This window comes from Enterobacter sp. RHBSTW-00175, assembly GCF_013927005.1.
GTDB lineage: Bacteria > Pseudomonadota > Gammaproteobacteria > Enterobacterales > Enterobacteriaceae > Enterobacter.
In genome coordinates, this window is the sequence record NZ_CP055930.1 from 1,947,309 (window position 1) to 1,974,280 (window position 26,972).

The following is a 26,972-nucleotide window of genomic DNA, read 5'->3' on the forward strand; positions in this document are numbered from 1 at the left end:
GTGTAAATTCCTGAATACGGCTGCGGGTGACGATAACGCCGCCCTGTCCCTCTCTGCATCATCTACCGTAAAACTGCCATCACAGAGACAACAATGTTAGGATGGTCAACGGTTGATAATGACGGTAACAAGCATGTTAGACAATGTTTTGAGAATTGCCACACGCCAAAGCCCCCTTGCGCTCTGGCAGGCACATTATGTTAAGCAGCGCCTTGAAGCCTGCCATTCTGGTTTACGCGTCGAGCTGGTGCCAATGGTTACGCGCGGTGACGTCATTCTTGATACGCCACTGGCCAAAGTGGGCGGAAAAGGCTTGTTTGTCAAAGAGCTGGAACTGGCATTGCTTGATAACCGCGCCGATATCGCCGTACATTCGATGAAAGATGTGCCCGTTGAGTTCCCGGAAGGTTTAGGGCTGGTGACCATCTGCGAGCGCGAAGATCCGCGCGATGCATTTGTTTCAAACCAGTACGACTCGCTCGAGGCGTTGCCACAAGGCAGCGTGGTTGGCACGTCAAGTTTACGCCGCCAGTGCCAGCTGGCTGAACGCCGCCCGGATCTGGTGATTCGTTCGCTTCGCGGCAACGTGGGCACCCGCCTGAGTAAGCTGGATAACGGCGATTACGATGCGATTATCCTCGCCGTGGCAGGGCTGAAACGCCTGGGTCTGGAGTCACGCGTCCGCGTTGCGCTGCCGCCAGAACTGTCGCTGCCGGCAGTTGGCCAGGGTGCCGTTGGGATTGAGTGTCGTCTGGATGATGCGCGCACACGCGAGCTGCTTGCGCCGCTGAATCATGACGACACCGCGATTCGTGTCAAAGCCGAGCGCGCGATGAACACCCGTCTTGAAGGCGGCTGTCAGGTGCCAATTGGCAGCTATGCTGAATTAACCGGTGGCGAGCTGTGGTTGCGCGCGCTGGTTGGCGCACCGGATGGCTCACAGATGGTTCGCGGCGAACGTCGCGGCAAGCCGCAAGATGCCGAACAGCTTGGCGTTTCGCTGGCGGAAGAGTTGCTCAATAACGGCGCCCGTGAAATTCTGGCTGACGTATACAACGGAGAACCCCCTGCATGAGTATTCTTGTCACCCGCCCTTCTCCCGCAGGAGAACAATTAGTGAGCCGTCTGCGCACACTGGGGCAGGTGGCCTGGAGTTTTCCGTTGATTGAATTCTCCCCCGGTCGGGAGCTGTCTGCGCTCGCCGACCAGATGAATACCTTGCAGGAAGGCGATCTGCTTTTTGCCCTGTCGCAACATGCCGTGGAGTTTGCCCATGCTCAGCTGCAACAGGCCGGATCGCACTGGCCCACAGCACCGCGCTATTTCGCGATTGGGCGCACCACCGCGCTGGCACTGCATACCGTAAGCGGAATAGATGTTCGCTATCCGTTAGATCGGGAAATTAGCGAAGTCTTGCTACAATTACCTGAATTACAAACTATTGCCGGAAAGCGCGCGCTCATTTTACGCGGTAACGGCGGGCGTGAATTACTTGGCGAGACCTTAAGTGAACGCGGTGCTGACGTCACGTTCTGCGAATGCTATCAGCGCAATGCAAAAAATTATGATGGTGCGGAAGAAGCGATGCGCTGGCACATGCGCGGCGTCGATACCCTGGTGGTCACCAGTGGTGAGATGCTGCAACAGCTCTGGTCGCTGATACCGCTTTGGTATCGTGAAAACTGGTTACTCCGCTGTCGGCTTCTGGTCGTCAGCGAGCGTCTGGCGAACCACGCCCGGGAACTGGGCTGGCAAGATATTCGGATCGCTGATAACGCCGACAACGATGCGCTGCTGCGCGCATTACAATAACTCTCATAATGGGAAGCCATAATGACGGAACACGAAAAATCCTCCGCCGTGGTTGAAGAGACCAGGGAGACTGTGGATACCACATCACAGTCAGAAACGACTGAGAAAACCGTTGAGAAGAAAAACGGCAGCAATAAAACCAGCCTGGTGCTAAGCGCAATTGCCATCGCCATTGCTCTGGCTGCCGGTGTTGGCCTGTATGGCCTGGTGAAACAACAAGGCACCAACCAGACGGCCACCAGCGATGCGCTGGTTAATCAGCTCACCGCCCTGCAAAAAACGCAGGAAACACAAAAAGATGAGCTGGAAAGCTTTATCAAACAGCAGGCTACCGCACTTTCCGAGGCGAACAGCAAGCAAGAAGAGCTGACCAAACAGCTGAGTGAAGTGCAGCAAAAAGTCGCCACCATTTCCGGTACTGATGCCAAAACATGGTTGCTCTCGCAGGCCGATTTCCTGGTGAAACTGGCCGGGCGTAAGCTCTGGAGCGATCAGGATGTCACCACGGCCGCCGCGCTGCTGAAAAGCGCCGATGCCAGCCTTGCCGACATGAACGACCCGAGCCTTATCTCCGCACGTCGTGCCATTACCGAAGATATCGCCAGCCTGTCTGCCGTTTCGCAGGTCGACTACGACGGCATTATCCTCAAGGTCAATCAGCTCTCCAACCAGATTGATAACCTGCAACTGGCGGATAACAACGACGACGACTCCCCGATGGATTCCGACGGTACCGAGCTTTCGAGCTCGCTCGGCGAATGGCGCGTGAACCTGCAAAAAAGCTGGCAGAACTTTATGGACAGCTTTATTACCATCCGCCGTCGCGATGAAACCGCCGTACCGCTGTTAGCACCGAACCAGGACGTCTATTTGCGCGAAAACATTCGCTCTCGCCTGCTGGTTGCCGCGCAGGCGGTTCCGCGCCACCAGGAAGAGACGTACAAACAGGCGCTGGATAATGTCTCTACCTGGGTACGCGCGTACTACAACACCGATGACGCGACGACTACCGCTTTCCTCGATGATATCGACAAGCTGAGCCAGCAGAACATCACCATGAACGTTCCGGATAAGCTTGCCAGCCAGCCGATTCTGGAAAAGCTGATGCAGACGCGTGTGCGTAACTTACTGGCACAGCCAGGCGTTCCGGCAGAGTCTAACGCCGAAGCTCCTGCCTCCGCGCCAGCACCAGCGCCTGAAAACGCGCCACAGGGAGAGTAATCATGTTGAAAGTGTTATTACTCTTCTTACTGTTGATCGCCGGGATCGTCCTGGGGCCAATGCTTGCAGGTCATCAGGGTTATGTCCTGATCCAGACCGATAACTACAACATCGAAACCAGCGTGACCGGTCTGGCGATCATCCTGATCCTCGCGGTTGTTGTGTTGTTTGCCGTTGAATGGGTTCTTCGCCGCATTTTCCGTACCGGCGCACATACCCGCGGCTGGTTTGTCGGTCGTAAACGCCGCCGCGCCCGCAAGCAGACTGAGCAGGCCCTGCTTAAGCTCGCCGAAGGTGACTATCAGCAGGTTGAAAAGCTGATGTCGAAAAATGCCGATCATGCAGAGCAGCCGGTGGTGAACTACCTGCTGGCGGCAGAAGCGGCGCAGCAACGTGGTGATGAAGCCCGTGCGAATCAGCATCTTGAACGTGCTTCCGAGCTGGCTTCAAACGATCAGATCCCGGTTGAGATCACCCGCGTTCGCCTGCAACTTGCGCGTAATGAAAATCACGCAGCGCGTCATGGTATTGACCGCCTGCTGGAAATAACCCCGCGTCACCCGGAAGTGTTGCGTCTTGCCGAGCAGGCGTATATTCGTACCGGTGCATGGGGCTCGCTGCTGGATATCATCCCATCGATGGCGAAAGCAGAGGTGGGTGATGATGAACATCGTGATGAACTTCAGCGCCAGGCATGGATTGGGCTGATGGATCAGGCGCGCGCCGATCTGGGTAGCGATGGGCTGAAAACCTGGTGGAAGAATCAGAGCCGTAAAACACGCCAGCAGATCCCGCTGCAAGTGGCGATGGCTGAACATCTGATTGAGTGTGACGATCATGACACCGCCCAGGAGATCCTCCTCGACGGCCTGAAACGCCAGTATGACGACCGTCTGGTGATGGTGATCCCGCGCCTGAAAACCAACAACCCAGAGCAGCTGGAAAAAGTGCTACGCCAGCAAATCAAAACCGTGGGTGACCGCCCGCTGTTATGGAGCACGCTGGGTCAGTCGCTGATGAAGCACGGCGAATGGCAGGAGGCGAGTCTCGCCTTCCGTGCTGCGCTGAAACAACGTCCTGACGCGTTTGACTACGCCTGGCTTGCCGACACGCTGGACAAGCTCCACAAACCGGAAGAGGCGGCCGCCATGCGCCGCGACGGGCTACTGTTAACCTTGCAAAACAACGCGAATCAGCAGTAACAGAACAGGAGGCCAGTTGGCCTCCTTTTTTTATCGCTCATCTCCTGCTACATTCAATGCAACTTCACCCGGAAATGAACCCGCCAATGTAACGACATCTTTTCATTAACCTTTTTTCATACACGCGCTGATTGCCGCGTGGACTAAATCGTTTTTGAAAGGAATGTCTTCATGAACTCGCTTCTGTATGCGCTTGTTGAAGCGCTGCGTAGCCACCGCTGGCTTCGCTTACTGGCCTGCGCCTTTATCTTTACCTCACTGGGCAACGGATTAACTCAGGTTGTGGTGTTTGGCCTGCTGCTACAGTGGCAGGCACCCGCCGCCCTGTTAACCCTCGCCTATTTCTTTGCCACCGTACCCGGGTTTATCGGCAGCCTTTTCGGCGAAAGATTATGCCTGCGCTTTTCACCGATGGGTTTGCTGATGCTGACGGAACTGCTGGGGTTAATCGCCCTGCTTTTCCCTTTGCTTGGCGTGTATTACCACAGCATTCCGGCATTACTTGCCGTGCAATCCGCGGAAGCACTCCTGAGCGGAATGAGCTGGCCGGCCCTGACCTTATTGTTCAAACGTGGGCTGTCGGAATATGAGCTTCCGGCGGCAACCTGCCTTGAGAACGTGATTTTTGCCTCTCAGGTGCTGTTAGGCACAGGGCTGGGTGTGGTGTTGTTTCAGCGGATCCCCATTCAGCCGTTGCTGGCAATAGATGCGGCGAGCTTTGTGGGTTCGATAATGATGCTGTTTCTGGCAGGGAAGGCTTTTGTCTCCCGGACAACACCGAAACCCGCAGATGAGCAGCCACCCGTTTCGTTACGCTGGCAGCATCTCACGGTACGGCAAAAGCGTAGCCTGCTGCTGTTGCCCGCGCTGGCGGCTGTAGGCTCTCCTGCCATGGCGCTGCTCCCGGCCCTGGTGCAGCAGATCCATCCTGCGGATGCGGTTAGCCTCGCCCTGCCCCTGCTCTTCGCCAGAAGCATGGGCCAGCTGTGTGGCCCTATGCTGCTAAAGAGAGACAGCCTGGCGCGATACGCGGCGAAAAACCGCCTGCTGCTGACCTGTATGAGCGTATTTCTGCTGGCATATGGCGTGATACCGTTTGTATCAGGGGGTGCGGTGATGGCTCTGGGAATGGTTTTTATCGCCCACCTGGCATCAAACATTGTTTTTGCGGCAGGAACGTTTGGCGTGCTGAGTAGCTTTCATGCCATGCAGATCGCTTCGGCCAGCGGTAAAGCCTGGCGATGGCAAACGATCAGTGCCTCACTCTTTACCGGTATTGCTGCTCTGGCAACGACATCGCTTGGCGCAATTCAGACGCTGTATGTGGTCTCTGCCAGCGCACTGCTGCTGGTTGCCCTTATCATGGCGAATTTCCGGGAATAATGCATAAAAAAACGCCTGCTAAAAAGCAGGCGTTAAAACAGGTCTGTAAGACAACATATTGGTGCTTCACTCAACGTTGTGTCCATGGTGTTTGATGAGGCCGAAGCGACATCTGTCAGTGGACGATAAGCACCGTAAACGGCTCTGCATCATTCCGGGGTTTATGAGGCACAAAGGCGAACATAAGAGATGGAATGAGCATCTACACGTATATTATTGCACGTTACATGCCAGAGTTGCACCAGAGAGTGTTATCCCGCGCAACATTTTAAGATAAAAGGCTTTTTCGTTATTCTGGCAACGGTTGTGCCCTGGAAAGCACAGGCAAAGCGATCAAAGTGTTGCCTGGAAGCGACAGCAAAAGCGCCAGACAGACAAATGATTATATTTCAGTGGATTAGGTGTCGCTGAATCACGACAAAGATACTGAGCGTTGTCGGGGAATGACAACAGCAGTGAAGAACGACAGAAAACAAAAAACCCCGCCGAAGCGGGGTTCAAAATTGGTCGGCGAGAGAGGATTCGAACCTCCGACCCACTGGTCCCAAACCAGTTGCGCTACCAAGCTGCGCTACTCGCCGATGTACTGCTTTTTTTGAATTTTTAGTTCAATTCATTTAAAAAGTCGTGGTGCGAGGGGGGGGACTCGAACCCCCACATCCAAAGGACACTAACACCTGAAGCTAGCGCGTCTACCAATTCCGCCACCTTCGCAATTCACAACTCTTTCAAATAATGGGGTGGCTAATGGGATTCGAACCCACGACAACTGGAATCACAATCCAGGGCTCTACCAACTGAGCTATAGCCACCACTGATAATACTTTCACGCGGTACTGACTACTTCTCAGACCACCGCAGCTCCAGCACCGGGTTAATGGTGCGCCCGACAGGATTCGAACCTGAGACCTCTGCCTCCGGAGGGCAGCGCTCTATCCAGCTGAGCTACGGGCGCTTAGCGCCGTTGCGGGGCTGGATATTACGTACCTCCGTCCCCGCTGTCTAGTGCTTTTTTTAAAAAAATGCGCGTTTGGTTATGCTTTGCACACTTTGCCGCTTATTCCTCCACTTTCTGCGTGGAGGCACGGCGGCCAAGGCCAAACAACTTGTACCCTGCAGTCACGGCGGCCAGGAAGATCATCCCGACAAACAGCGACATGCGAGTATCGTCATTAAAGTACATACCGATTAAAACGCAAATCAGGAACGCCATCGTTAAATAGTTCGCCCACGGGAACAGAATTGAGCGGAACGGATGGCTGGCAATGGCCTTCTTGTGCGCCTGACGGAAACGCAACTGGCTAATCAGGATCACAAACCACGGGATCATCCCTGGCAGCACGCTGGCGCTATACACATAGACAAACACGCGCTGTGGATTCGGGATGATGTAGTTCAGGCATGAACCAATCAGCAGGATTGCAATCGATACCGCCACGCCCGCAACCGGAACGCCCGTACGAGAAACTTTCCCCATTGCCACTGGCAACTGGTTGTTTTTGGAAAGCGCATACAGCATCCGGCCACAGCTGTACATTCCGCTGTTACAACCAGACAGCGCAGCCGTCAGTACCACAAAGTTGATGATCCCTGCCGCCGCGGTGATACCAATTTTCGCGAAGGTTAAAACAAACGGGCTACCGGTCGTGCCGATTTCATTCCATGGGAAGATAGTCACGATGACGAAGATCGCGCCCACATAGAAAATCAGGATGCGCCACAGCACTTTGCCTACCGCACTACGCAGCGTAACCTGCGGGTTTTTCGCTTCACCGGCGGTAATACCAATCAGTTCAACACCCTGATAAGAGGCCACGACGATACACAGCGCTGTCAGGAGGCCCTTCCAGCCACCAGCGAAGAAGCCGCCGTTCTCGGTCAGGTTACCAAAGCCGATGGCGTGTCCACCGTTGCCAATACCGAAGAAGATAACGCCCAGGCCGACCACAATCATCACAATGATGGTGGTGACTTTGATCATCGCGAACCAGAATTCAATCTCACCGTACAGACGCACGGCGGCAAGGTTGGCCAGTGCGACCAGCCCCACGGCGATAAGCGCAGGTATCCACTGCACCATATCCGGGAACCAGAACTGCACGTAGACCCCTATCGCGGTGATTTCCGAGATACCAACGGCCATCCACATAAACCAGTACGACCAGGCTGTCAGATAGCCAAAGAACGGGCTCATATAACGGTGTGCGTATACGGCGAATGAACCGGCCACCGGCTCCAGGAAGAGCATTTCGCCCATCGAACGCATGATGAAGAAAACGAACAGCCCGGCGATGATATACGCCAGTAATACAGACGGGCCTGCCCACTTGAGCGTACTTGCGGAGCCCATAAACAGGCCAACGCCGATAGTGCCGCCCAGCGCTATCAATTCAATATGTCGAGCCTCCAGCCCACGCTGAAGCTCTGGTTTTTTCTCTGCCATAAATCCTCGGTTGTGTTTGCCGTTTCCCGGTTTTTACCGGTTATATTTTTTGGGGTACTGAAATATGCGGGGGAATGGTTTCTTAAATTCTGCCAAATGGCAAACGATGCATTAAAAAAATGAATGTATTGCACAGATACGCAGCAGTTTTGCAGGGGAGTTGCAGCGCGAACAGCATATCGCGCTACATTTTGATTACATTTTTCCGGTGTAGTGCCAGGTGAGATACCGCAGCAGACGGATCTGCCGTTTGATACGTGTAGGCTGAGATAAAAGACGATACAGCCATTCCAGCCCCAGGCGCTGCCACACCTTCGGTGCACGTTTAACATGGCCGGTAAAGACATCGTAAGTGCCGCCAACCCCCATGTAGAGCGCATTCGGGCACACAAGACGGCAATCACGCATCAGGATCTCCTGGCGCGGAGACCCCATCGCCACCGTCACTATCTTCGCGCCGCTGTCGCGCACGCGTTCAAACAGCGCCTGCCGGTCTTCTGGTTTGAAATACCCATCCTGGCAGCCAACGATATTTACATTCCACTGGCCACGCAGCTTCTGTTCCGTCTGTGCCAGTACATCTGGCTTACCACCGATAAGGAATACGGGCGTGCCTTCAGCCCCTGCACGCGCCATCAGTGCTTCCCACAGGTCTGCACCCGCGACACGAGAGACCTGCGCACCCGGGTATTTTTTACGGACAGAACGTACCACGCTGATACCGTCTGCGTATTTAAACTCTGCGGCTTCTATCAGGCTTTTCACTTCAGCGTTATCTTCTATCGCCAGCATCTTTTCTGCGTTGATGGCCACCAGCGTGCCCGATTTCATCTGCCCTTCAGAGAACAGATAATCCAGCGCGTGTTGCATATCACGCCAGCCAATAAGCTGTATGCCGCGCAGCGCGTAGAGCGGCGCGGAAGTCGTGTCAGTCATAACATCCTTACTCAGACTTGCGAAAGCGTTCTGCTGCCGCGTGGCTCGCGCTTATGCACAAGCCCCGCGCTGTCAAACAACCAGTACAACAGTTTTGCCAGCAGCAGGCAGACGCCGAAAATTACCATGAAGAAAACCACGCGCGACACGAACGAATCCAGACCTTCGCGCGCCAGAACGATCATATTGAAAATGGCCCCAAAACAGAAACTGTGCAATATCGCTGCTTTGTAGCGATTCGTCTCTTCATTGCCGCGCTGATAAAGCCAGTCAAACCACTTAATGATTAACCCGACCACAACCGCGCCCGGCAGGATAAACCATGTGCCACCCATCACCACCAGCGAGCCAATCAGCGTGGGTGAAATCGCCAGCCCGGAGTGGTTGTTGAGTACCTCCCAGGTGAAGTAATTCGCCGTATTCAGCACAATACCTGGGCGGTCCGGCCACAGCCACGTCGGAATAAAGACGTAGAAATCACGCACAATCGGCGCCAGCCCCTGGAAATCAATCTTGTCGTAGTTTTGCAGCAACAGCGCCAGGTTCTCCCACGGCGAGAAGGTGTCGCGCGTGAGATACAGGAAAGTGTAAAACGCTTCATCACCGGACACGTTCATTCCGTAGCGCTTGAGCGCCAGCCAGAACATCCCCACGATACCAAACACCCCTGCCGCCGCCAGCATCCACAGCGAGATCCAACCGCGAATGATGCCGATAAACAGGAAGATGGCGAACGCGATAATGATGTTGGCACGCGTACCACCAACAATCATGTAGGTCAGCACGCCAAACGCGACAGTACTGACCAGGAAAAACAGCCAGGCTTTGCTGTCCTGACGCAGGAAAAAGACCACCAGCATCGCCGGGATGAAGAAGTAGAAGAAGCGCTTAAGTGCCACACCTGAAACTTCTGCGGAAAATATCTGGCTGTAGGACTGCAACTTAAACAGCAGAAAACCGTTATGCATAAAGAAGATGCCCACGCTCACCAGCGCAATGGCCATCAGCATCACCCATGTCAGATGCGTCTCGACCCGGTTCATGGTAAAGAGCGCCCGGCGTGGTGCAGTGTCTTTTGCTGAACGCAGGCGCGTCTTATAAGCGACGTAGTAAACCGCGTAGAAACAGGTTGCCGACAGTAATGCCTGCATCAGGATCTCCGGCGGGGCGACACTTACGTCAAACCGGAAAACCAAAATACTGGTCAGCGGGAAACCAAAGTAAAAGGTCAGCAGGAACAGCAGCGAGAAAAAGACGTTGAAGTTAAAGCGCACGCGCCGGAATTCAAACCAGGTAAGCGTGGCGATAAATAAGGTACTCAGAAGCCAAATCACCAACAAGCCGCTAAATTGCAACTGGCTCATGCATTGTCTCCTGAAGCGATACGCAGTGCACGATGCCACGGCGTGAGGTAATTCGGGCTAAAAAAGTCGATGGCATTTTTATCCACCAGCGCCAGCTGACGCTGCGCTTCACGCACCACATCCACGGTAAGTGTGTCTGTGGTAAACAGCACCGGTAGATGCTGCGCGGCCATATCCTGCCAGAACGGGTTTTCGCGATTAAGCACGCACGGAATACCAGCCTGAATAAGCAGGCACAACGTGCCGATCCCCTGCTGGCGGGCAAAGATAAAATACCCCAGGTCGCACCGTCGCAACAGCGCGAGGTAGTCATCAAATTCCAGCTTATCGCTGAGAATTTGCACGTTCTGCGCACTAAACAGTGCCAAACCCTGCTGACGTACTTCGTCGATATACGCGTGATTATTCGCCGGATAACCCATCGGCACAATGACATTCACCGTATCGCCAAACTGGCGATGGATCGCCTTCAGAGCCGCGACATGTTCGTTACTGCGATCGCCGGAGTTACCCACCAGAATCGTCAGTTTTCCTTCCCGCGCGACATCATTTGCCATGGTGTTCAGCGCCGGGTCCATTCGGGTCGGGAAATAGAGCAGATCCCCGCGCACGTTCGGATGCAGTCGGGCAAAGTAACTGAGATCGCCTCGGGTGGCAAAAACACAGCCCACACGCCCCTGCGCCATCCGCCGCAGCGGATAGAAGAGGCGGAATTTCCAGCCACGGGACACTTCATACAGATCCGCACCCCAGATATGCCAGCTGCACTGGGAAGGTTTAATCCCACCGCTTAACAGCGCCAGCCACAGGCCGGTATTGAACTGCCCGTGGAAAAAGAACCGCTGTTCACGGTTGGCCTTTGCTCTGGCCACGACCGCTTTCGCCAGCGCAGCCTTATCCGGCCAGAAGGTCACGTTTAGCGCCGGGTACGCCGCGCTCAGGCCATTCTCCTGGCCTGCAACCATAAACTCGCGCGCATCCGTACTGCCGGATGCCAGCTCATCATTGAAAAACCGCAGAACGGTCTGGTTATGGTGTGGGATGTCCGATCCCAGAATGTGAATTAGTGCAGTCATGCGCGTTTACGCCAAAGTAAAAATACGCCGCAACAGGCAGCGAAATAAACAATGTAGGTTGCCATATAAGCCTGTGCCGCCCCCAGAGCGCCATGTGCGGGGATGAGCCAGTGTGAGAACGCAGTAAGGAGCGTAAACTGGCTAATCTCCGCCAGGATATACAACCGCAGCGAGGCTTTTGCTATCACCAGATAGCCGAATACGTAAGCACCTACTTTCAATACATCGCCCACCAGCTGCCAGGCAAACAGGTCGCGCATGGCGGCGAACTTCGCTGAGAACAGCAGCCAGATGGCTACATCACGCAACAGCCAGACGGTAAAACTGGCAACCGCAACAGCAGGAAGTACAAAGCGCAGGGAGCGGATTATCTCACGGGTGATCGCTTTTCTTTCGGTCAGGCGCGATAAGGTTGGCAGCAACCAGACGCTAAAGGAAGCCGTTATAAATTGGAGGTAGGCATCAGAAATGCTGCTCACGCCCTGCCAAATCCCCACTTCATCCCAGCTGTAATGCGCGGCCAGCAGGTTTCGCATCATCACGTAAGCCACAGGAATGGTGACCGAGGTGATGAGCGCCATCAGGGTAAATTTACCTAGCTGCCCCGCCAGTGCTTTGTCCCACTGCGGTTTAAGGTAGTGCAGCGGGATAGTCCTCCGACGCATCAGCATGAACGCTGCTGGCACCACAACCAGCGCCGGAACCAGCGCCAGGCCCAACAACGCCCCTTCGTAACCGCCCAGGAGAAAACAAAAGTAGTAGGCTATCACCCCAATGATACTGCCGAGGATCAGCGCCAGCGCGTTTCCGGCGGCGTCACGAAAGCCTTTCATCAGCGCCAGCAGCAGGTTTGCCCAGGCAATCCCCATCTGCACCAGCGCAACCAGCCGCACCAGCCCCTGATAGTCAGCGTGACCAAACAGCCCCTGGCTGATGGGAGCTGAAGCCAGCAGGAACACAACGGCCAGCAGCGTAGAGAACCCCAGCACCATCGCTGATGATGTTCCCACCACTGAACGCAGCTTTTCTGCATCATCATGATGTTGCGCGACAAATTTGGTCACGCCGTTGAAGATCCCGGCACCTGCCAGAACACCCAGCACCGTGACCAGCTGACGGAAATTCCCCGCCAGCCCAACACCTGAAGGGCCAAATGACACGGCCAGAAGCTTGACGACCAGCAACCCGGCGCCAATTTTTACAAGTGTGGACGCGGCGGTCCACACCGATGCTTTTGCCAGAGACATATCAGCCGAAATAACTCAGAAGGGTATTGATCACCGTACGCTGGTTAACCGGCGCGAGGTTGTAGAACAGTGGCAGGCGAAGCAAACGCTCACTTTCCTGCGTGGTGTAACGGTCTTCACCGGCAAACACCCCGAAGGCTTCTCCGGCCGGGCTGGAGTGCAGCGGAATGTAATGGAACACCGCCATAATTTCGGCTTCTTTAAGCCACGCAATCAGCTGGCCGCGATCGTCATTATCGCGCAGCTTGATGTAGAACATATGAGCATTGTGGACGCAATCGGCCGGAATGGTCGGCAGCTCGATACGTCCGGCTTTTGCCAGCGGCTCCAGCGCATCGTAGTAGGTTTGCCACAGCGTCAGACGCTGCTGGTTAATGCGCTCTGCAGCTTCCAGCTGCGCCCACAGGTATGCCGCCTGTAGGTCCGCCATCAGGTAGCTGGAACCAATATCGCGCCAGGTGTATTTATCCACCTGACCACGGAAGAACTGGCTACGGTTGGTGCCTTTTTCGCGGATCACCTCAGCACGCTCGACAAGCGCGCGGTCGTTAATCAGCGTCGCGCCGCCTTCACCGCCAGCGGTGTAGTTCTTGGTTTCGTGGAAGCTAAAACAGCCGATATGGCCAATCGTCCCGAGCGCACGGCCTTTGTAGGTGGACATCACACCCTGAGCGGCATCTTCCACCACGAACAGGTTATGCTTTTTGGCAATCGCCATGATGGTGTCCATTTCACAGGCCACACCCGCATAGTGAACCGGGACAATCGCCCGCGTTTTATCGGTGATCGCCGCTTCAATCAGCGTTTCGTCAATGTTCATGGTATCCGGGCGGATATCCACAAACACGATTTTGGCTCCGCGCAGCACAAACGCGTTCGCCGTGGAAACAAAGGTGTAGCTCGGCATGATCACTTCGTCGCCAGGCTGGATATCCAGCAGCAGCGCGGCCATTTCCAGCGAAGCGGTACAGGATGGGGTCAGCAGGACTTTAGCACTGCGAAAACGCTGTTCCATCCACTGCTGGCAGCGACGGGTAAAACCGCCATCGCCGCAAAGTTTGCCGCTGCCCATAGCAGACTGCATATAGTCGAGTTCGGTTCCCACAACGGGAGGCGCGTTAAATGGAATCATCTTGTCACCTGTATAACCAGTAAGCGGTTGCGTCGACGTTGGCGCCACTCGCGATATAACGTTTAAGCGCGGCGGTGTTGCCCATCTGGGTCGCCACCCGCAAAGTCGAAAGTTGATGTTGCTGCGCCCAGTGCAGCGCCGCCTGCATGAGTTTGTCGCCCATGCCCCGCCCGGCTAATAAGCCGATGCGCGCGTCATGATCACTGAGCTTACGTAGCGAGACAAATCCCTGAATCTGCCCATCGGGCGCGCGAAACACCAGGCAAACATGGTCAAACGTGCCCTTTACCGCATTCTCTATCCACTGGGCATAAAAACGGCCACTGTCCTCGGGAGCATACCAGGGAGCGCGAAAGCGGCTCTGGGCAAAGGCCTGCGCTGCCATCTGACGCAGCACCGGGATATCCTCTGCCGTTGCGGTTTCGGCGCCAGCCGGGTCGTATTGAGCCACGGCGATAGAGAGATCAACCTCACCCTCTACCAGTTGAAATCCGTGCTGCTGAAGAGCATCCAGCAGGTCGCTGCGTCCCGCCGGAATTTTGGCCTGCACACGCTGCCACGCAGCAAAGTCTGCTGCTGCAAGCCCAGGCGCATCATCGCGCAGGCGCACTATTGCTGAAGGCAGGCCGAAGAAGGTACTTTCCCACTGGAGGGACTCAAGCACCCCGTTGAGGTCACTCAACGCCACACGCCTTTCGTATCAACAATATATTGCTGACGTACGGCATCACCTGAGATGGCTTTAAACGCTTTGTGATCCACCAGTAATACCAGCACATCCGCTGTTGCCAGCGCGTCATCTAACGCCGTAAGCGTGCAATGGCCCGCCAGTTTTGCCGGAAGCTCATGAATGTTCGGCTCAACTACCAGCGTTTCACCGCTGTGCCATTCGGCGATCATCTCAGCAATTTCCATTGCCGGGCTTTCGCGCAGATCGTCGATGTTTGGTTTGAATGCCAGACCAAAGCAGGCGATTTTCAGCTCATTGGCCCGTTTGCCGCTGTCTGCCAGGCAATCGGCTACCGTGGCTTTAACCTGGTTTAACACCCAGTGTGGTTTGCTGTCGTTCACTTCACGGGCGGTACGGATCAGACGCGCCTGTGCCGGGTTTTGTGCCACGATGAACCACGGGTCGACGGCGATACAGTGCCCGCCCACGCCAGGACCTGGCTGAAGAATGTTCACACGCGGATGGCGATTAGCCAGGCTAATCAGTTCCCAGACATTAATCCCCTGTTCGGCACAAATCAGCGACAGTTCATTAGCAAACGCGATGTTGACGTCGCGGAAGCTGTTTTCCGTCAGCTTGCACATTTCAGCGGTGCGGGAGTTCGTCACCACACATTCGCCTTCGAGGAAAATCTTGTACAAAGCGCTGGCGCGTTCAGAGCAGACCGGTGTCATCCCGCCAATCACGCGGTCGTTTTTAATCAGCTCAACCATCACCTGCCCTGGCAGCACACGCTCCGGGCAGTAGGCGATGTTGATGTCAGCCTGTTCGCCCGCCTGCTGCGGGAAGCTTAAATCCGGGCGGGCTTCTGCCAGCCACTGTGCCATCTGTTCCGTAGCACCTACCGGAGAAGTCGACTCCAGGATCACCAGCGCGCCTTTTTTCAGCACCGGGGCAATGGATTTTGCTGCCGCCTCGACGTAAACCATGTCAGGCTCATGCTCGCCTTTAAAAGGTGTGGGAACGGCAATCAGGAAGGCATCAGCCTCCACCGGCGTGGTGCTGGCTTTCAGGAATCCGCCCTCAACGGCGGCCTTAACCACGCGGTCGAGATCCGGCTCCACGATATGAATTTCGCCACGGTTAATGGTTTCCACCGCGCGGGCGTTGATGTCCACGCCTACAACCTGTTTTTGACGAGAGGCAAAGGCCGCCGCAGTGGGCAGCCCAATGTAGCCAAGACCAATGACAGAGATGGTAGTAAAACTCATAGCGATACCCGATTGTGTTTAAGTGCGTGCAAAATACGACCACAAGCCTGCCCATCGCCATACGGGTTATGGGCCCGGCTCATCGCCTGATACTCTTCATCGTCGTGCAGCAAGCGCGTGACTTGCTCGACGATATGACGGCTGTCCGTGCCCACCAGACGTACCGTGCCGGCTTTTACCGCTTCGGGGCGTTCTGTGGTTTCACGCATCACCAGCACCGGCTTACCAAGCGAAGGCGCTTCTTCCTGAATACCGCCGGAATCCGTCAGGATCAGCCAGGCATGGTTCATCAGCCAGACAAACGGCATGTAATCCTGCGGCTCGATCAGGAACACGTTCTCAACGTGGCCCAGAATACGGTTCACCGGCTCGCTGACGTTAGGATTGAGGTGCACCGGATAAACAATCTGTACGTCTTTGTTTTCTGCGGCGATCTCGGCCAGCGCATGACAAATTTGTTCAAAACCCCGGCCGAAGCTTTCGCGACGGTGGCCGGTGACCAGAATGGTCTTTTTATCGTTGCTCAGGAACGGATAGCGCGCAGTCAGCTCGCTTTGCAGGCTATCATTCGTCAGCACGCGATCGCGTACCCAAATCAGCGCATCAATGACGGTATTTCCGGTGACGAAAATTTTCTTATCCGCGATATTTTCGCGCAGCAAATTCTGACGGGAGTTTTCCGTTGGCGCGAAGTGATACATCGCCAGGTGTCCGGTCAGCGTGCGGTTGGCTTCTTCCGGCCACGGTGAGTAGAGATTACCGGTACGCAGCCCTGCTTCAACATGGCCGACGGGAATACGCTGATAAAACGCAGCCAGACTCGTCGCAACAGTCGTTGTGGTGTCGCCATGCACCAGCACGACATCAGGCTTAAACGACTCCAGAATAGGTTTCAGCCCTTCCAGAATACGGCAGGTAATCTCCGTCAGCCCTTGCCCCGGTTTCATGATATTCAGATCGTAATCCGGGACGATGGAAAAGAGCGTTAACACCTGATCGAGCATCTCCCGGTGCTGGGCAGTGACACACACTCTCGCTTCAAAATCAGGATCCCTGGCCAGCGCATGAACCAGAGGTGCCATCTTAATGGCCTCCGGCCGGGTGCCAAATACGGTTAGTACTTTCACATCGATTCTCTTCGATTAGCCGATGAAGGCAGTTAGCCTTCATCGTAGATGGCCTTCTTAATTTTTGCGGCGACGTGATAACGCCACACCCGCGCCAGTCAGAGCGCCAACAATTCCCCACATAATCATCAGGAACGCGCGACGCGGACTATCGCGTTTTACAGGTTCTTCAGGCGTACGCAAATAACGATAGGTCTGAAAACGTGGGTCCAGAGTCGGACCAACATTCAGGGTGTTCAGCATCGCGCGATTTTGATCGTAGTCGAGGTCAAAATCAGGCCCGACAGCCTGCTGGTTTTCCAGACGCGCCTGCAACATTGGGCGTCCAAGCAGGAACATTTCTGAATCAGGCAGTTCATCAGCCGGAACGTCAGTTTCGCTGCGCGAGATATTGCGTTGTTCCGCAATCTTCAGCGCCTGCTCAATATTGTGTACCCGACGGGCAAAGATAGCTTTTGCCACTTCTTCCTGACGTTTCACCTGCGCTTTCATCTGGATGGTACGCGCGGCCCATGCGCCTTTGAGCTCATCATTCAGATGGCTTGCCGCGCGCTGGCTGGCAAAGGCCACATACTGACGCAGCAAGTTATTGGCATCCGGCGCCGTTTCGGCCACCAGCTTCACGTTGTCGTTCAGGTTGCGCAGCGCATCCCCTGGCGTGAACTGGATGTTGTTAATCATGTCGTCCAGCAGCCCGGCATCGACTTTACTGTTGCCGACCATGCGTTGCTTGTAATAATCGGTCTGGGACCAGAAATCACGGCGGGTATCCCAGGACGCCAGTTGCATCACGAATTCTTTATAGGCCTCATCCATCACTGAGGCCTGGTCTGGCGTGGCCAGATTCGCTTTGATATCCAGATTACGCAGGAACTGCTGCTGCGAGTAGAACCCGCCGAGCATGTTGACCGTTGGTCTGTCCGTAATGGCGGTTGCGCTCCACTCCTGTTTTGCAAAGAAGGTATACGCGAGCGCGATTAACGCGAACCCCAACGCAACACCTGCAATCCACAGTTTGCCCGCCCATAAAACGCGAAACAAGCCACGTATATCCAGCTCATTCTCGGTCATCTCTGATTTAGCTCCCGCCAACGGTTGAGTCATCACGATCCCAGTTCATTTAGTTAAAGTTGGATTATTGCCACTATTTCGACGCATCCTGCGCTTTATACGCTTAATGAAACGCGCGACTTTCCATGCGCGTTTAATGCAGTAGCCATACAGAGAAAACGCTAGCAAGAACAATACCAACATCACCCATTCAGGGATAAAGTGGGCATATTCCGACGCAACACCAATCCCCGCAAGAATAGCAGCCGCCAGGGTTATCAGCACAAATGCCTGACGGGAAGTGAAGCCTGCTCGCATGATCAAATGATGAATATGCTGGCGGTCGGCTGAAAAAGGACTCATCCCTTTTCGCAGACGGCGATACATAATCGCCACCATATCCATCAACGGAATGGCGATTATCCACAGCGCCGTCACCGGGCTAATGGGGTGAACTTTACCCTGCGTGGTTTCCAGTAGAATCCAGATGATGGTGAAGCCAATCAACGTGCTGCCCGCATCGCCCATAAAGACTTTATAGCGACGGCCCAGAACGCCGAGGTTGAGCAAAATATACGGCAGGATGGCGGCAATCATGGCGAAACACCACATGGCGAGGCTGTACTGGCCATCAAACCACAAAATAATGCCGACAGCTGCGAAGGAGACGGAGGAAAGCCCGCCCAGCAGGCCATCAATGCCATCCACCATATTGAAGGCGTTAATCGCCACCCAGACGGCGAATAGCGTCAGGAAATAGCCGAACGGCCCCAGAACCATCTCCCAGGGCCCGAAAATATAACCGAGACTGCTCAGGTGAAGTTTGGCCGCCACCATCATGGCAATACCGACGGCGGCCTGAACGAAGGCACGGATTTTCACGCTAATGTCATAGCGATCGTCGAGCGCACCCACCACAACCAGAACGGTGGCGCAGATCAGGTAGAGCCTGGCATGAGGAATATAGTAATCAGCAATCGCGAAGGTGAAGCAGATACCGGCAAATACGGAAATACCACCGACCAGCGGGATCATACCTTGATGGCGTTTACGGAAGTTGGGTTTATCCACTAACCCCAGATATTTTGCCACCTTGCGCGCAAGAAACAAAAAGCAGGTGGTAAACAAAAAAATACTGGTTAGCTCAGTAAACGTATCGAGTAGGTTCACAATGGATGTTCTCAACAAATGTCAGTCAAGGAAGTATAACCATGAAGGCGCCGGGCCTGAAGGCATAAAGCAAACCTCTTGCAACTCCATTTGTTTATTATTCAATCTATTAATGTTTTTGCTGTGCGAATAATCCTATTGTCGCACCGACAGGTCAAAATTGGGAGTCCGCGGTAATAGCGTATAGGCCATAAACGAAAAACGCCACGTAAAAACGTGGCGTTTGCTGGCTTTATTTGCGTTACGAGCGCTTCATCATGTCGAAGAAATCGTCGTTTGTTTTGGTCATCGCCAGTTTGTTAATGAGGAATTCCATTGCGTCGATTTCGCCCATTGGGTGAATGATTTTGCGCAGAATCCACATTTTTTGCAGCTCTTCCTGGGTGGTGAGCAGCTCTTCCTTACGCGTACCGGAACGGTTGTAGTCGATAGCAGGGAAGACACGTTTTTCAGCAATCTTACGGGAGAGGTGCAGTTCCATGTTACCTGTACCTTTAAACTCTTCGTAGATAACCTCATCCATCTTGGAACCGGTGTCGATAAGCGCGGTTGCAATGATGGTCAGACTGCCGCCCTCTTCTACGTTACGCGCAGCACCGAAGAAACGCTTCGGACGGTGCAGGGCGTTCGCATCCACACCACCGGTCAACACTTTACCGGAAGCCGGAACCACGGTGTTGTAGGCACGTGCCAGACGGGTGATGGAGTCGAGCAGGATAATAACGTCTTTCTTGTGTTCAACCAGACGTTTGGCCTTCTCGATAACCATTTCAGCAACCTGAACATGGCGAGATGCAGGTTCGTCGAAGGTAGAAGCAACCACTTCACCTTTCACCAGACGCTGCATCTCGGTCACTTCTTCAGGACGTTCGTCGATAAGCAGTACCATCAGCACACAGTCTGGGTGGTTGTAAGCAATGCTCTGCGCGATGTTTTGCAGCAGCATGGTTTTACCCGCTTTTGGCGGTGCCACAATCAGACCACGTTGACCACGACCAATCGGAGAAGCCAGATCCAGAACGCGAGCGGTTAAGTCTTCGGTAGAACCGTTACCACGCTCCATGCGCAGGCGAGAGTTCGCGTGCAGCGGCGTTAAGTTTTCAAACAGGATCTTATTGCGCGAGTTTTCTGGTTTGTCGTAGTTAACTTCGTTAACTTTCAACAGCGCAAAGTAGCGTTCACCCTCTTTAGGAGGACGAATCTTACCTGAAATGGTGTCACCAGTGCGGAGGTTGAAACGGCGGATTTGGCTAGGGGATACGTAGATGTCGTCAGGACCGGCGAGGTAGGAGCTATCTGCTGAACGGAGGAAACCAAATCCGTCCTGCAATATCTCCAACACACCGTCGCCAAAGATATCTTCGCCACTCTTAGCGTGCTGCTTCAGGATGGCGAAAATGATGTCCTGCTTGCGCATACGAGCCTGGTTTTCCAGCCCCATATTTTCGCCGAGAGTGATCAGCTCAGAAACCGGCGTATTCTTTAATTCGGTAAGATTCATAATGGTGTGGGTTCTTAAACTCGGGGTGATTCTCGAACTTAATGTTGTGAATGGTATGGCAGGGTCATCCATGCCTGTTTAGCGGCCATCACCTCATGTCTGTTCGCTGTCTGGTCACAGGGAAAGAACGCAGAACTGAAACGACAAGACGGATTGAGTGACAAGCCCGGAATTTAGCAACTTCACGCACTGTGGATATCAACAACGGGAAGTTTCGGGTAAAGCAAGATTCAAACAACAAGATATGTTTAAAACGAAGTCATAGCTAACTTAGCACGACTAAAGCCGGGCGTCCAGAGATCCACATCATTTAGGCGCTCTGGACGCTCAACCGAGAAACCTTACGCCAGGTTAGCGTCCAGGAACTCTTTCAGTTGACCTTTGGACAGTGCGCCCACTTTGGTCGCCGCCACTTCACCGCCTTTGAACAGCAGCAGGGTCGGAATGCCACGGATGCCGTATTTTGGCGCGGTGCCCGGGTTCTGGTCGATGTTCAGCTTGGCAACGGTCAGTTTGCCCTGATATTCGTCAGCGATCTCATCCAGAATCGGGGCGATCATTTTGCAAGGACCACACCATTCAGCCCAGAAATCGACGAGGATCAGCCCGTCAGCTTTAAGTACGTCCGTGTCAAAACTGTCGTCAGTCAGGTGAATAATTTTATCGCTCATATATAACTCCACAGGAATAAGCCTGGTGCGTTGGTTTCGCATCAATCAACGACGTGTTGATGTAGCATTAACCAACTAAAGGTTGACTTTATTTCACCGGATACGCTTTCGTAAAGCAATAGTAAGCTGATATTCTACCACACTATGAGCAAAACACATTTAACAGAACAGAAGTTTTCCGACTTCGCCCTGCACCCAAAAGTGATCGAAGCCCTTGAAAATAAAGGGTTTCATAACTGCACGCCCATTCAGGCCCTCGCACTGCCGCTGACGCTGGCAGGCCGCGATGTTGCAGGGCAGGCGCAAACCGGTACTGGCAAAACGATGGCGTTTTTAACGTCAACGTTTCATTATTTACTTTCTCATCCAGCGATTGCTGACCGCAAAGTTAACCAGCCGCGCGCGCTAATTATGGCTCCGACGCGAGAACTGGCGGTACAGATCCATGCAGACGCTGAACCGCTGGCTCAGGCAACGGGCCTGAAGCTCGGCCTGGCCTATGGCGGCGACGGTTACGATAAACAGCTGAAGGTGCTGGAAAGCGGCGTGGATATCCTGATTGGGACCACTGGCCGTCTTATCGACTACGCGAAACAAAACCACATCAACCTCGGCGCGATTCAGGTTGTGGTGCTGGATGAAGCCGACCGTATGTACGATCTGGGCTTCATTAAAGATATCCGCTGGCTGTTCCGTCGGATGCCTGTGGCAAACCAGCGTCTGAACATGCTGTTCTCCGCTACCCTCTCTTATCGCGTTCGTGAACTGGCGTTTGAACAGATGAACAACGCCGAATATGTAGAAGTGGAACCCGAGCAGAAAACAGGCCATCGCATTAAAGAAGAGCTCTTCTATCCATCCAATGAAGAGAAAATGCGCCTGCTGCAAACGCTTATCGAAGAAGAGTGGCCAGATCGCGCCATTATCTTTGCGAACACCAAGCACCGCTGCGAAGACATCTGGGGTCATCTGGCCGCTGATGGACACCGTGTTGGCTTGCTGACGGGCGATGTGGCGCAGAAAAAACGCCTGCGTATTCTTGAAGAATTCACCCGTGGCGACCTGGATATTCTGGTTGCAACCGACGTCGCTGCACGCGGCCTGCATATTCCAGCCGTAACGCACGTCTTCAACTACGACCTGCCGGATGACTGTGAAGATTACGTACACCGTATCGGCCGTACCGGTCGTGCTGGTGCAAGTGGTCATTCCATCAGCCTTGCGTGTGAAGAGTATGCGCTGAATCTTCCAGCCATTGAGACTTACATCGGTCACTCTATTCCGCAGAGCAAATACAATCCGGAAGCGCTGTTAAACGAACTGCCGCCACCGAAGCGCCTTACCCGCGCCCGTACCGGCAATGGTCCGCGTCGTTCCGGCGCACCGCGTAATCGTCGTCGTTCAGGTTAAGAAAATATGCTCAGTTCCACCTCGCTTTATGCGGCAATTGATCTCGGTTCCAATAGTTTTCATATGCTGGTTGTGCGCGAGGTGGCGGGAAGTATACAAACGCTGACGCGTATTAAGCGCAAGGTCCGCCTGGCGGCGGGCCTGAGCAGCGATAATCACCTTTCCCCTGAAGCCATGGAACGTGGCTGGCAATGTTTGCGTCTTTTTGCCGAACGTCTGCAAGATATCCCACATAATCAAATCCGCGTGGTCGCGACAGCCACTCTGCGTCTGGCGGTTAACGCCGTTGATTTCATTGCCAAAGCGCAGGAAATCCTCGGCTGTCCGGTGCAGGTCATCAGTGGTGAAGAAGAAGCGCGATTGATTTATCAGGGCGTTGCGCACACAACCGGTGGCGACGATCGCCGCCTGGTGGTGGATATCGGTGGTGCCAGTACCGAACTCGTTACCGGCACCGGGGCGCAAGCCACCTCGCTGTTCAGCCTGTCGATGGGCTGTGTCACCTGGCTTGAGCGCTATTTTACCGACCGTAATCTTGGCAAAGAGAACTTCGACGAGGCCGAAAATGCCGCGCGCGACGTGCTGCGTCCGGTGATGGATGAATTGCGCTATCACGGCTGGAAAGTCTGCGTTGGCGCGTCGGGAACCGTGCAGGCGTTGCAGGAAATCATGATGGCGCAGGGGATGGACGAGCGGATCACGCTTGCCAAACTCCAGCAACTGAAACAGCGCGCCATTCAGTGTGGCCGTCTGGAAGAGCTGGAAATTGAAGGCCTGACTCTGGAACGTGCGCTGGTTTTCCCAAGCGGGCTTGCCATTCTGATCGCCATTTTCACCGAACTGAACATCCAGTGCATGACCCTTGCCGGTGGTGCGCTACGTGAAGGTCTGGTTTACGGGATGCTGCATCTGTCGGTTGATCAAGACATTCGCAGCCGCACGCTGCGTAACGTTCAGCGCCGCTTTATGGTTGATACCGATCAGGCGCAGCGCGTTGCGCAACTGGCATCGCTCTTTGCCGATCAAGTCGGCGAGGACTGGTGCCTTGAGCCACTCAGTCGTGATCTTCTGCTGAGCGCGTGTGCGCTGCACGAAGTGGGTTTGAGCATCGATTTCAAACAAGCGCCTGCCCATGCAGCCTATCTGGTACGCAATCTTGATTTGCCGGGTTATACGCCTGCGCAGAAAAAGCTGCTGGCCACCCTGCTGCTGAACCAGACCAGCGCGGTCGATCTCTCTTCTCTGCATCAACAAAATGCCGTACCACCACGGGTTGCCGAGCATCTTTGTCGGTTGCTGCGCCTGGCCATTCTGTTTGCCTGCCGCCGCCGCGACGATCTGTTACCGGCCATCACGCTGGTTGCAGAAAATGAAAAGCTCACGCTGACGCTGCCGGAAAACTGGCTGGATGATCATCCGCTTGGCGCGGAGATGATCGAACAGGAATGCCAGTGGCAGAGTTATGTGCACTGGCAACTGGATATTAAGTAAGACAATGCCGGGCGTCGCTGCGCTTACCCGGCTTGCACTGCTTATCCCTTCTCTTTGGCTTTCGCCAGCATGGCGCGAATGTTCGCCACGTTAGCCTGCCCTTTGTGCATCCGCTCTTCCGGGGTAATCGCTTTACGCTCCTGTTCCCAGATGAGGTCGTCTTGCGGTAATTCCAGCAAGAATCGGCTCGGCTCCGGACGCACCAGCTCGCCATACTGCCGGCGCTCTTTGCACAGCGTAAAGATCAGCTCTTTCTGCGCACGGGTAATGCCCACATAGGCCAGTCGACGTTCTTCATCGACATTATCTTCATCGATACTGCTCTGATGCGGCAGCAGCCCCTCTTCCATGCCAACCAGATAGACATACGGGAACTCTAGCCCTTTAGAAGCATGCAGCGTCATCAGCTGCGCCTGGTCAGCCTCTTCTTCGCTCTCGCCGCGTTCCATCATATCGCGCAGCGTAAAACGCGTGACGACCTGCGTCAGGGTCATTGGCTCGTCAATTTCTGAGCCTTCCAGCATTTCAGTCATCCAGCTAAACAACTGGTTGACGTTTTTCATGCGCATTTCTGCCGCTTTTGGGCTGGCAGAGGTTTCGTACAGCCAGGATTCGTAATCGACGCCGTGGATCAGGTCACGCACGGCCGCCACAGGCTCGCGCTCTGCCAGGCGCTGCACCTCGCCAAGCCAGTGGGTGAAACGGGTTAAGGAATCATATCCGCGCCCGGTCAGCGTGTGACTCAGCCCCATATCGAAGCTGGCGGTAAACAGGCTTTTGTTGCGTGTCATCGCCCATTCACCCAGTTTTTGCAACGTGGCCGGACCGATTTCACGCTTCGGTGTATTGACGATACGCAGGAAAGCGCTGTCATCATCCGGGTTGGTGAGCACACGCAAATATGCCAGAAGATCTTTGATTTCAGGGCGCGAAAAGAACGACGTACCGCCCGAAATTTTGTACGGAATGCGGTTTTGCATCAGCATCTTTTCAAAGACGCGGGACTGGTGGTTACCGCGATACAGGATAGCGTAGTCCTTGTATTCGGTTTTATTGACGAAGTGATGCGCGATCAGTTCGCCGGTCACACGTTCCGCTTCGTGCTCCTCATTATTCGCGCTAAGCACTTTCAGCTCAGTCCCGTAGCCCAGCTCAGAGAACAGGCGTTTTTCAAACACGTGCGGGTTATTGGCGATCAGGATATTCGCCGCTTTCAGGATGCGCCCGGACGAGCGGTAGTTTTGCTCGAGCTTGATAACCTGGAGCGCCGGAAAATCTTTGCTTAACAGCACCAGGTTTTGTGGACGCGCACCACGCCAGGAGTAGATCGACTGATCGTCATCCCCCACAACGGTGAAACGCGCACGTTGCCCCACCAGCAACTTCACCAGTTCGTACTGGCTGGTGTTGGTGTCCTGATACTCATCTACCAGAAGGTAGCGGATCTTGTTCTGCCAGCGCTCACGCACCTCTTCATTACGCTGAAGCAGCAGCGTTGGCAGCAAAATAAGATCGTCGAAATCCAGCACGTTGCACGCTTTCATGTGCGCGTCGTACAGGCTGTAGCAGTGAGCGAAGATCCTGTCCCGTTCACCTTTCGCACTCGCTGCCGCCTGAGCAGGTGTCATCAGATCGTTTTTCCAGTTGGAGATCGTCGAGATCAGCTGTTGCAGCAGAACTTTGTCATCTTCGATCAGCCCTTCGGTCAGCTCTTTAAGCAGCGCCACCTGGTCGGTGTCATCGAAAAGCGAGAAGTTAGACTTCATGCCCAGCGCAGCATATTCACGTTTGATGATATCCAGCCCCAGGGTATGGAAGGTAGAGATCATCAGCCCGCGCGCCTCTTTGCGCCCCAGCGTCTGGCCAACACGCTCTTTCATCTCGCGTGCTGCTTTGTTGGTAAACGTCACCGCCGCAATGTGGCGCGCCTGATACCCGCATCCGCGGATCAGGTGGGCGATTTTGTTGGTGATCACGCGGGTTTTACCGGAACCAGCCCCTGCCAGCACCAGGCATGGTCCAGTAACGAATTCGACCGCTTGTTGTTGTCCAGGGTTTAAACGCATGGGATATTGCTCAATCTTCGAACGGGGTGTGGATTGTAGCAGAAAGCCGGGCGCAGATTTACCGGCTAATGATAAAGTGAAGAAAACGCGATTAACCCTGAGAACAGAACCATGGTAAAGACCGCAGCAGCCCTGCACATTCTGGTAAAAGAAGAAAAGCTGGCGCAGGAGATCCTCGCCAAACTGGAACGTGGCATTAGCTTTGATCATCTGGCGAAGCGCTACTCTAAATGCCCGTCCGGGCGTAATGGCGGTGATTTAGGTGAATTTAAACAGGGGGCGATGGTGGGGCCATTCGATCAGGCGGTGTTTAGTTGCCCGCTTCTGAAGCCTTTCGGTCCGGTGAAAACCAAATTTGGCTACCATATCATTAAGGTGCTGTATCGCCGCTGACGCGTGCTATATTGCGCCCCAATTTATCTCAACCCATTTAAGGCACGATCATGGCAAAGACAGCAGCAGCACTGCATATTCTGGTGAAAGAAGAGAAACTGGCTCTGGATCTTCTGGAGCAGATTAAGAACGGTGCCGACTTCGGTAAACTGGCGAAGAAGCACTCTATTTGTCCATCAGGCAAACGCGGCGGCGACCTGGGCGAGTTCCGTCAGGGCCAGATGGTTCCGGCGTTTGATAAAGTGGTGTTCTCTTGCCCGGTGCTGGAGCCAACCGGCCCACTGCATACCCAGTTCGGTTACCACGTTATCAAGGTGCTGTACCGCAAATAAAAAA

General features: G+C 54.4%; 23 protein-coding genes and 4 tRNA genes. 9 read left to right on the forward strand and 18 right to left on the reverse strand.

The genetic code is table 11. From position 1 onward, the window contains the following. The first annotated feature begins 133 nt into the window (after window positions 1–133). From hemC to HV107_RS09215, 5 genes are all read left to right on the forward strand, one after another. Window positions 134–1,075 carry a hydroxymethylbilane synthase gene (gene hemC, locus HV107_RS09195; RefSeq protein WP_182062943.1) on the forward strand — a complete coding sequence of 314 codons (942 nt, stop codon included), beginning with the start codon at window positions 134–136 and terminating at the stop codon, window positions 1,073–1,075. After that, window positions 1,072–1,812, forward strand: a complete 741-nt coding sequence (gene hemD / locus HV107_RS09200; protein WP_182062944.1) for a uroporphyrinogen-III synthase — start codon at window positions 1,072–1,074, stop codon at window positions 1,810–1,812. The genes hemC and hemD overlap by 4 nt, the downstream gene beginning before the upstream one ends. A gap of 21 nt (window positions 1,813–1,833) precedes the next feature. Beyond that, a complete protein-coding gene (gene hemX / locus HV107_RS09205; RefSeq protein ID WP_182062945.1) occupies window positions 1,834–3,033 on the forward strand; it encodes a uroporphyrinogen-III C-methyltransferase in 1,200 nt (399 codons plus the stop codon). Window positions 3,034–3,035: 2 nt separating this feature from the next. Next, a complete protein-coding gene (gene hemY, locus HV107_RS09210) occupies window positions 3,036–4,235 on the forward strand; it encodes a protoheme IX biogenesis protein HemY (protein WP_182062946.1) in 1,200 nt (399 codons plus the stop codon). A 171-nt stretch (window positions 4,236–4,406) separates the two neighbouring features. Beyond that, window positions 4,407–5,618: an MFS transporter gene (locus tag HV107_RS09215; RefSeq protein WP_182062947.1), complete on the forward strand. Its 1,212-nt coding sequence runs from the start codon at window positions 4,407–4,409 to the stop codon at window positions 5,616–5,618. A 504-nt stretch (window positions 5,619–6,122) separates the two neighbouring features. Here HV107_RS09215 and HV107_RS09220 read toward each other — a convergent pair. The 17 genes from HV107_RS09220 to trxA all read right to left on the reverse strand — a co-directional run bounded on the left by HV107_RS09220 (window position 6,123) and on the right by trxA (window position 21,276). Continuing rightward, window positions 6,123–6,199 (reverse strand) — tRNA-Pro (locus HV107_RS09220). 47 nt (window positions 6,200–6,246) lie between these two features. Then, window positions 6,247–6,332: transfer RNA gene (locus tag HV107_RS09225), tRNA-Leu, on the reverse strand. Between the two features lie 22 nt (window positions 6,333–6,354). Continuing rightward, window positions 6,355–6,430 (reverse strand) — tRNA-His (locus HV107_RS09230). A 66-nt stretch (window positions 6,431–6,496) separates the two neighbouring features. Continuing rightward, window positions 6,497–6,573 (reverse strand) — tRNA-Arg (locus HV107_RS09235). 102 nt (window positions 6,574–6,675) lie between these two features. Beyond that, window positions 6,676–8,061, reverse strand: coding sequence for a bifunctional threonine/serine APC transporter ThrP (thrP, locus tag HV107_RS09240; protein ID WP_182062948.1), 1,386 nt, complete (start codon window positions 8,059–8,061; stop codon window positions 6,676–6,678). A 195-nt stretch (window positions 8,062–8,256) separates the two neighbouring features. Then, window positions 8,257–8,997 carry a lipopolysaccharide N-acetylmannosaminouronosyltransferase gene (gene wecG / locus HV107_RS09245; RefSeq protein ID WP_182062949.1) on the reverse strand — a complete coding sequence of 247 codons (741 nt, stop codon included), beginning with the start codon at window positions 8,995–8,997 and terminating at the stop codon, window positions 8,257–8,259. 11 nt (window positions 8,998–9,008) lie between these two features. Next, complete coding sequence (wzyE, locus tag HV107_RS09250; RefSeq protein WP_182062950.1) at window positions 9,009–10,361, reverse strand: ECA oligosaccharide polymerase; 1,353 nt, start codon at window positions 10,359–10,361, stop codon at window positions 9,009–9,011. Further along, a complete protein-coding gene (locus tag HV107_RS09255) occupies window positions 10,358–11,437 on the reverse strand; it encodes a TDP-N-acetylfucosamine:lipid II N-acetylfucosaminyltransferase (protein ID WP_182062951.1) in 1,080 nt (359 codons plus the stop codon). The genes wzyE and HV107_RS09255 overlap by 4 nt, the downstream gene beginning before the upstream one ends. Next, complete coding sequence (gene wzxE / locus HV107_RS09260; protein ID WP_182062952.1) at window positions 11,434–12,684, reverse strand: lipid III flippase WzxE; 1,251 nt, start codon at window positions 12,682–12,684, stop codon at window positions 11,434–11,436. The genes HV107_RS09255 and wzxE overlap by 4 nt, the downstream gene beginning before the upstream one ends. A gap of 1 nt (window position 12,685) precedes the next feature. After that, on the reverse strand, window positions 12,686–13,816 hold the full coding sequence (rffA, locus tag HV107_RS09265; RefSeq protein ID WP_182062953.1) for a dTDP-4-amino-4,6-dideoxygalactose transaminase: 1,131 nt from the start codon (window positions 13,814–13,816) through the stop codon (window positions 12,686–12,688). A 4-nt stretch (window positions 13,817–13,820) separates the two neighbouring features. Beyond that, window positions 13,821–14,498, reverse strand: a complete 678-nt coding sequence (gene rffC / locus HV107_RS09270) for a dTDP-4-amino-4,6-dideoxy-D-galactose acyltransferase (RefSeq protein WP_182062954.1) — start codon at window positions 14,496–14,498, stop codon at window positions 13,821–13,823. Continuing rightward, window positions 14,495–15,757, reverse strand: coding sequence for a UDP-N-acetyl-D-mannosamine dehydrogenase (wecC, locus tag HV107_RS09275; protein WP_182062955.1), 1,263 nt, complete (start codon window positions 15,755–15,757; stop codon window positions 14,495–14,497). Before wecC ends, rffC begins: the two co-directional genes overlap by 4 nt. Next, entirely contained in the window at window positions 15,754–16,884 is a 1,131-nt protein-coding gene (gene wecB / locus HV107_RS09280) for a non-hydrolyzing UDP-N-acetylglucosamine 2-epimerase (protein ID WP_182062956.1), read from the reverse strand. Before wecB ends, wecC begins: the two co-directional genes overlap by 4 nt. A 57-nt stretch (window positions 16,885–16,941) precedes the next feature. Beyond that, window positions 16,942–17,988: an ECA polysaccharide chain length modulation protein gene (gene wzzE, locus HV107_RS09285; protein ID WP_182062957.1), complete on the reverse strand. Its 1,047-nt coding sequence runs from the start codon at window positions 17,986–17,988 to the stop codon at window positions 16,942–16,944. Window positions 17,989–18,000: 12 nt separating this feature from the next. Continuing rightward, on the reverse strand, window positions 18,001–19,104 hold the full coding sequence (wecA, locus tag HV107_RS09290; protein WP_014072295.1) for a UDP-N-acetylglucosamine--undecaprenyl-phosphate N-acetylglucosaminephosphotransferase: 1,104 nt from the start codon (window positions 19,102–19,104) through the stop codon (window positions 18,001–18,003). A gap of 241 nt (window positions 19,105–19,345) precedes the next feature. Continuing rightward, window positions 19,346–20,605 carry a transcription termination factor Rho gene (gene rho, locus HV107_RS09295; protein ID WP_001054528.1) on the reverse strand — a complete coding sequence of 420 codons (1,260 nt, stop codon included), beginning with the start codon at window positions 20,603–20,605 and terminating at the stop codon, window positions 19,346–19,348. Between the two features lie 341 nt (window positions 20,606–20,946). Further along, window positions 20,947–21,276, reverse strand: coding sequence for a thioredoxin TrxA (trxA, locus tag HV107_RS09300; protein WP_014072297.1), 330 nt, complete (start codon window positions 21,274–21,276; stop codon window positions 20,947–20,949). Window positions 21,277–21,420: 144 nt separating this feature from the next. Here trxA and rhlB point away from each other — a divergent pair, with 144 nt between their 5' ends. Then, window positions 21,421–22,686 (forward strand): ATP-dependent RNA helicase RhlB, encoded by a 1,266-nt coding sequence (rhlB, locus tag HV107_RS09305; RefSeq protein ID WP_182062958.1) that lies wholly within the window; start codon window positions 21,421–21,423, stop codon window positions 22,684–22,686. 6 nt (window positions 22,687–22,692) lie between these two features. Further along, window positions 22,693–24,177, forward strand: coding sequence for a guanosine-5'-triphosphate,3'-diphosphate diphosphatase (gppA, locus tag HV107_RS09310; RefSeq protein WP_182062959.1), 1,485 nt, complete (start codon window positions 22,693–22,695; stop codon window positions 24,175–24,177). A gap of 41 nt (window positions 24,178–24,218) precedes the next feature. On the opposite strand, the gene rep is transcribed toward gppA, so the two are convergent. Next, window positions 24,219–26,243 (reverse strand): DNA helicase Rep, encoded by a 2,025-nt coding sequence (rep, locus tag HV107_RS09315; protein WP_182062960.1) that lies wholly within the window; start codon window positions 26,241–26,243, stop codon window positions 24,219–24,221. Window positions 26,244–26,354: 111 nt separating this feature from the next. Here rep and ppiC (HV107_RS09320) point away from each other — a divergent pair, with 111 nt between their 5' ends. Together ppiC (HV107_RS09320) and ppiC (HV107_RS09325) are read left to right on the forward strand one after the other, a co-directional pair. Continuing rightward, on the forward strand, window positions 26,355–26,636 hold the full coding sequence (gene ppiC, locus HV107_RS09320) for a peptidylprolyl isomerase PpiC (RefSeq protein ID WP_182062961.1): 282 nt from the start codon (window positions 26,355–26,357) through the stop codon (window positions 26,634–26,636). Between the two features lie 50 nt (window positions 26,637–26,686). After that, window positions 26,687–26,968, forward strand: a complete 282-nt coding sequence (gene ppiC, locus HV107_RS09325) for a peptidylprolyl isomerase PpiC (protein ID WP_008501570.1) — start codon at window positions 26,687–26,689, stop codon at window positions 26,966–26,968. Window positions 26,969–26,972: the final 4 nt, after the last annotated feature.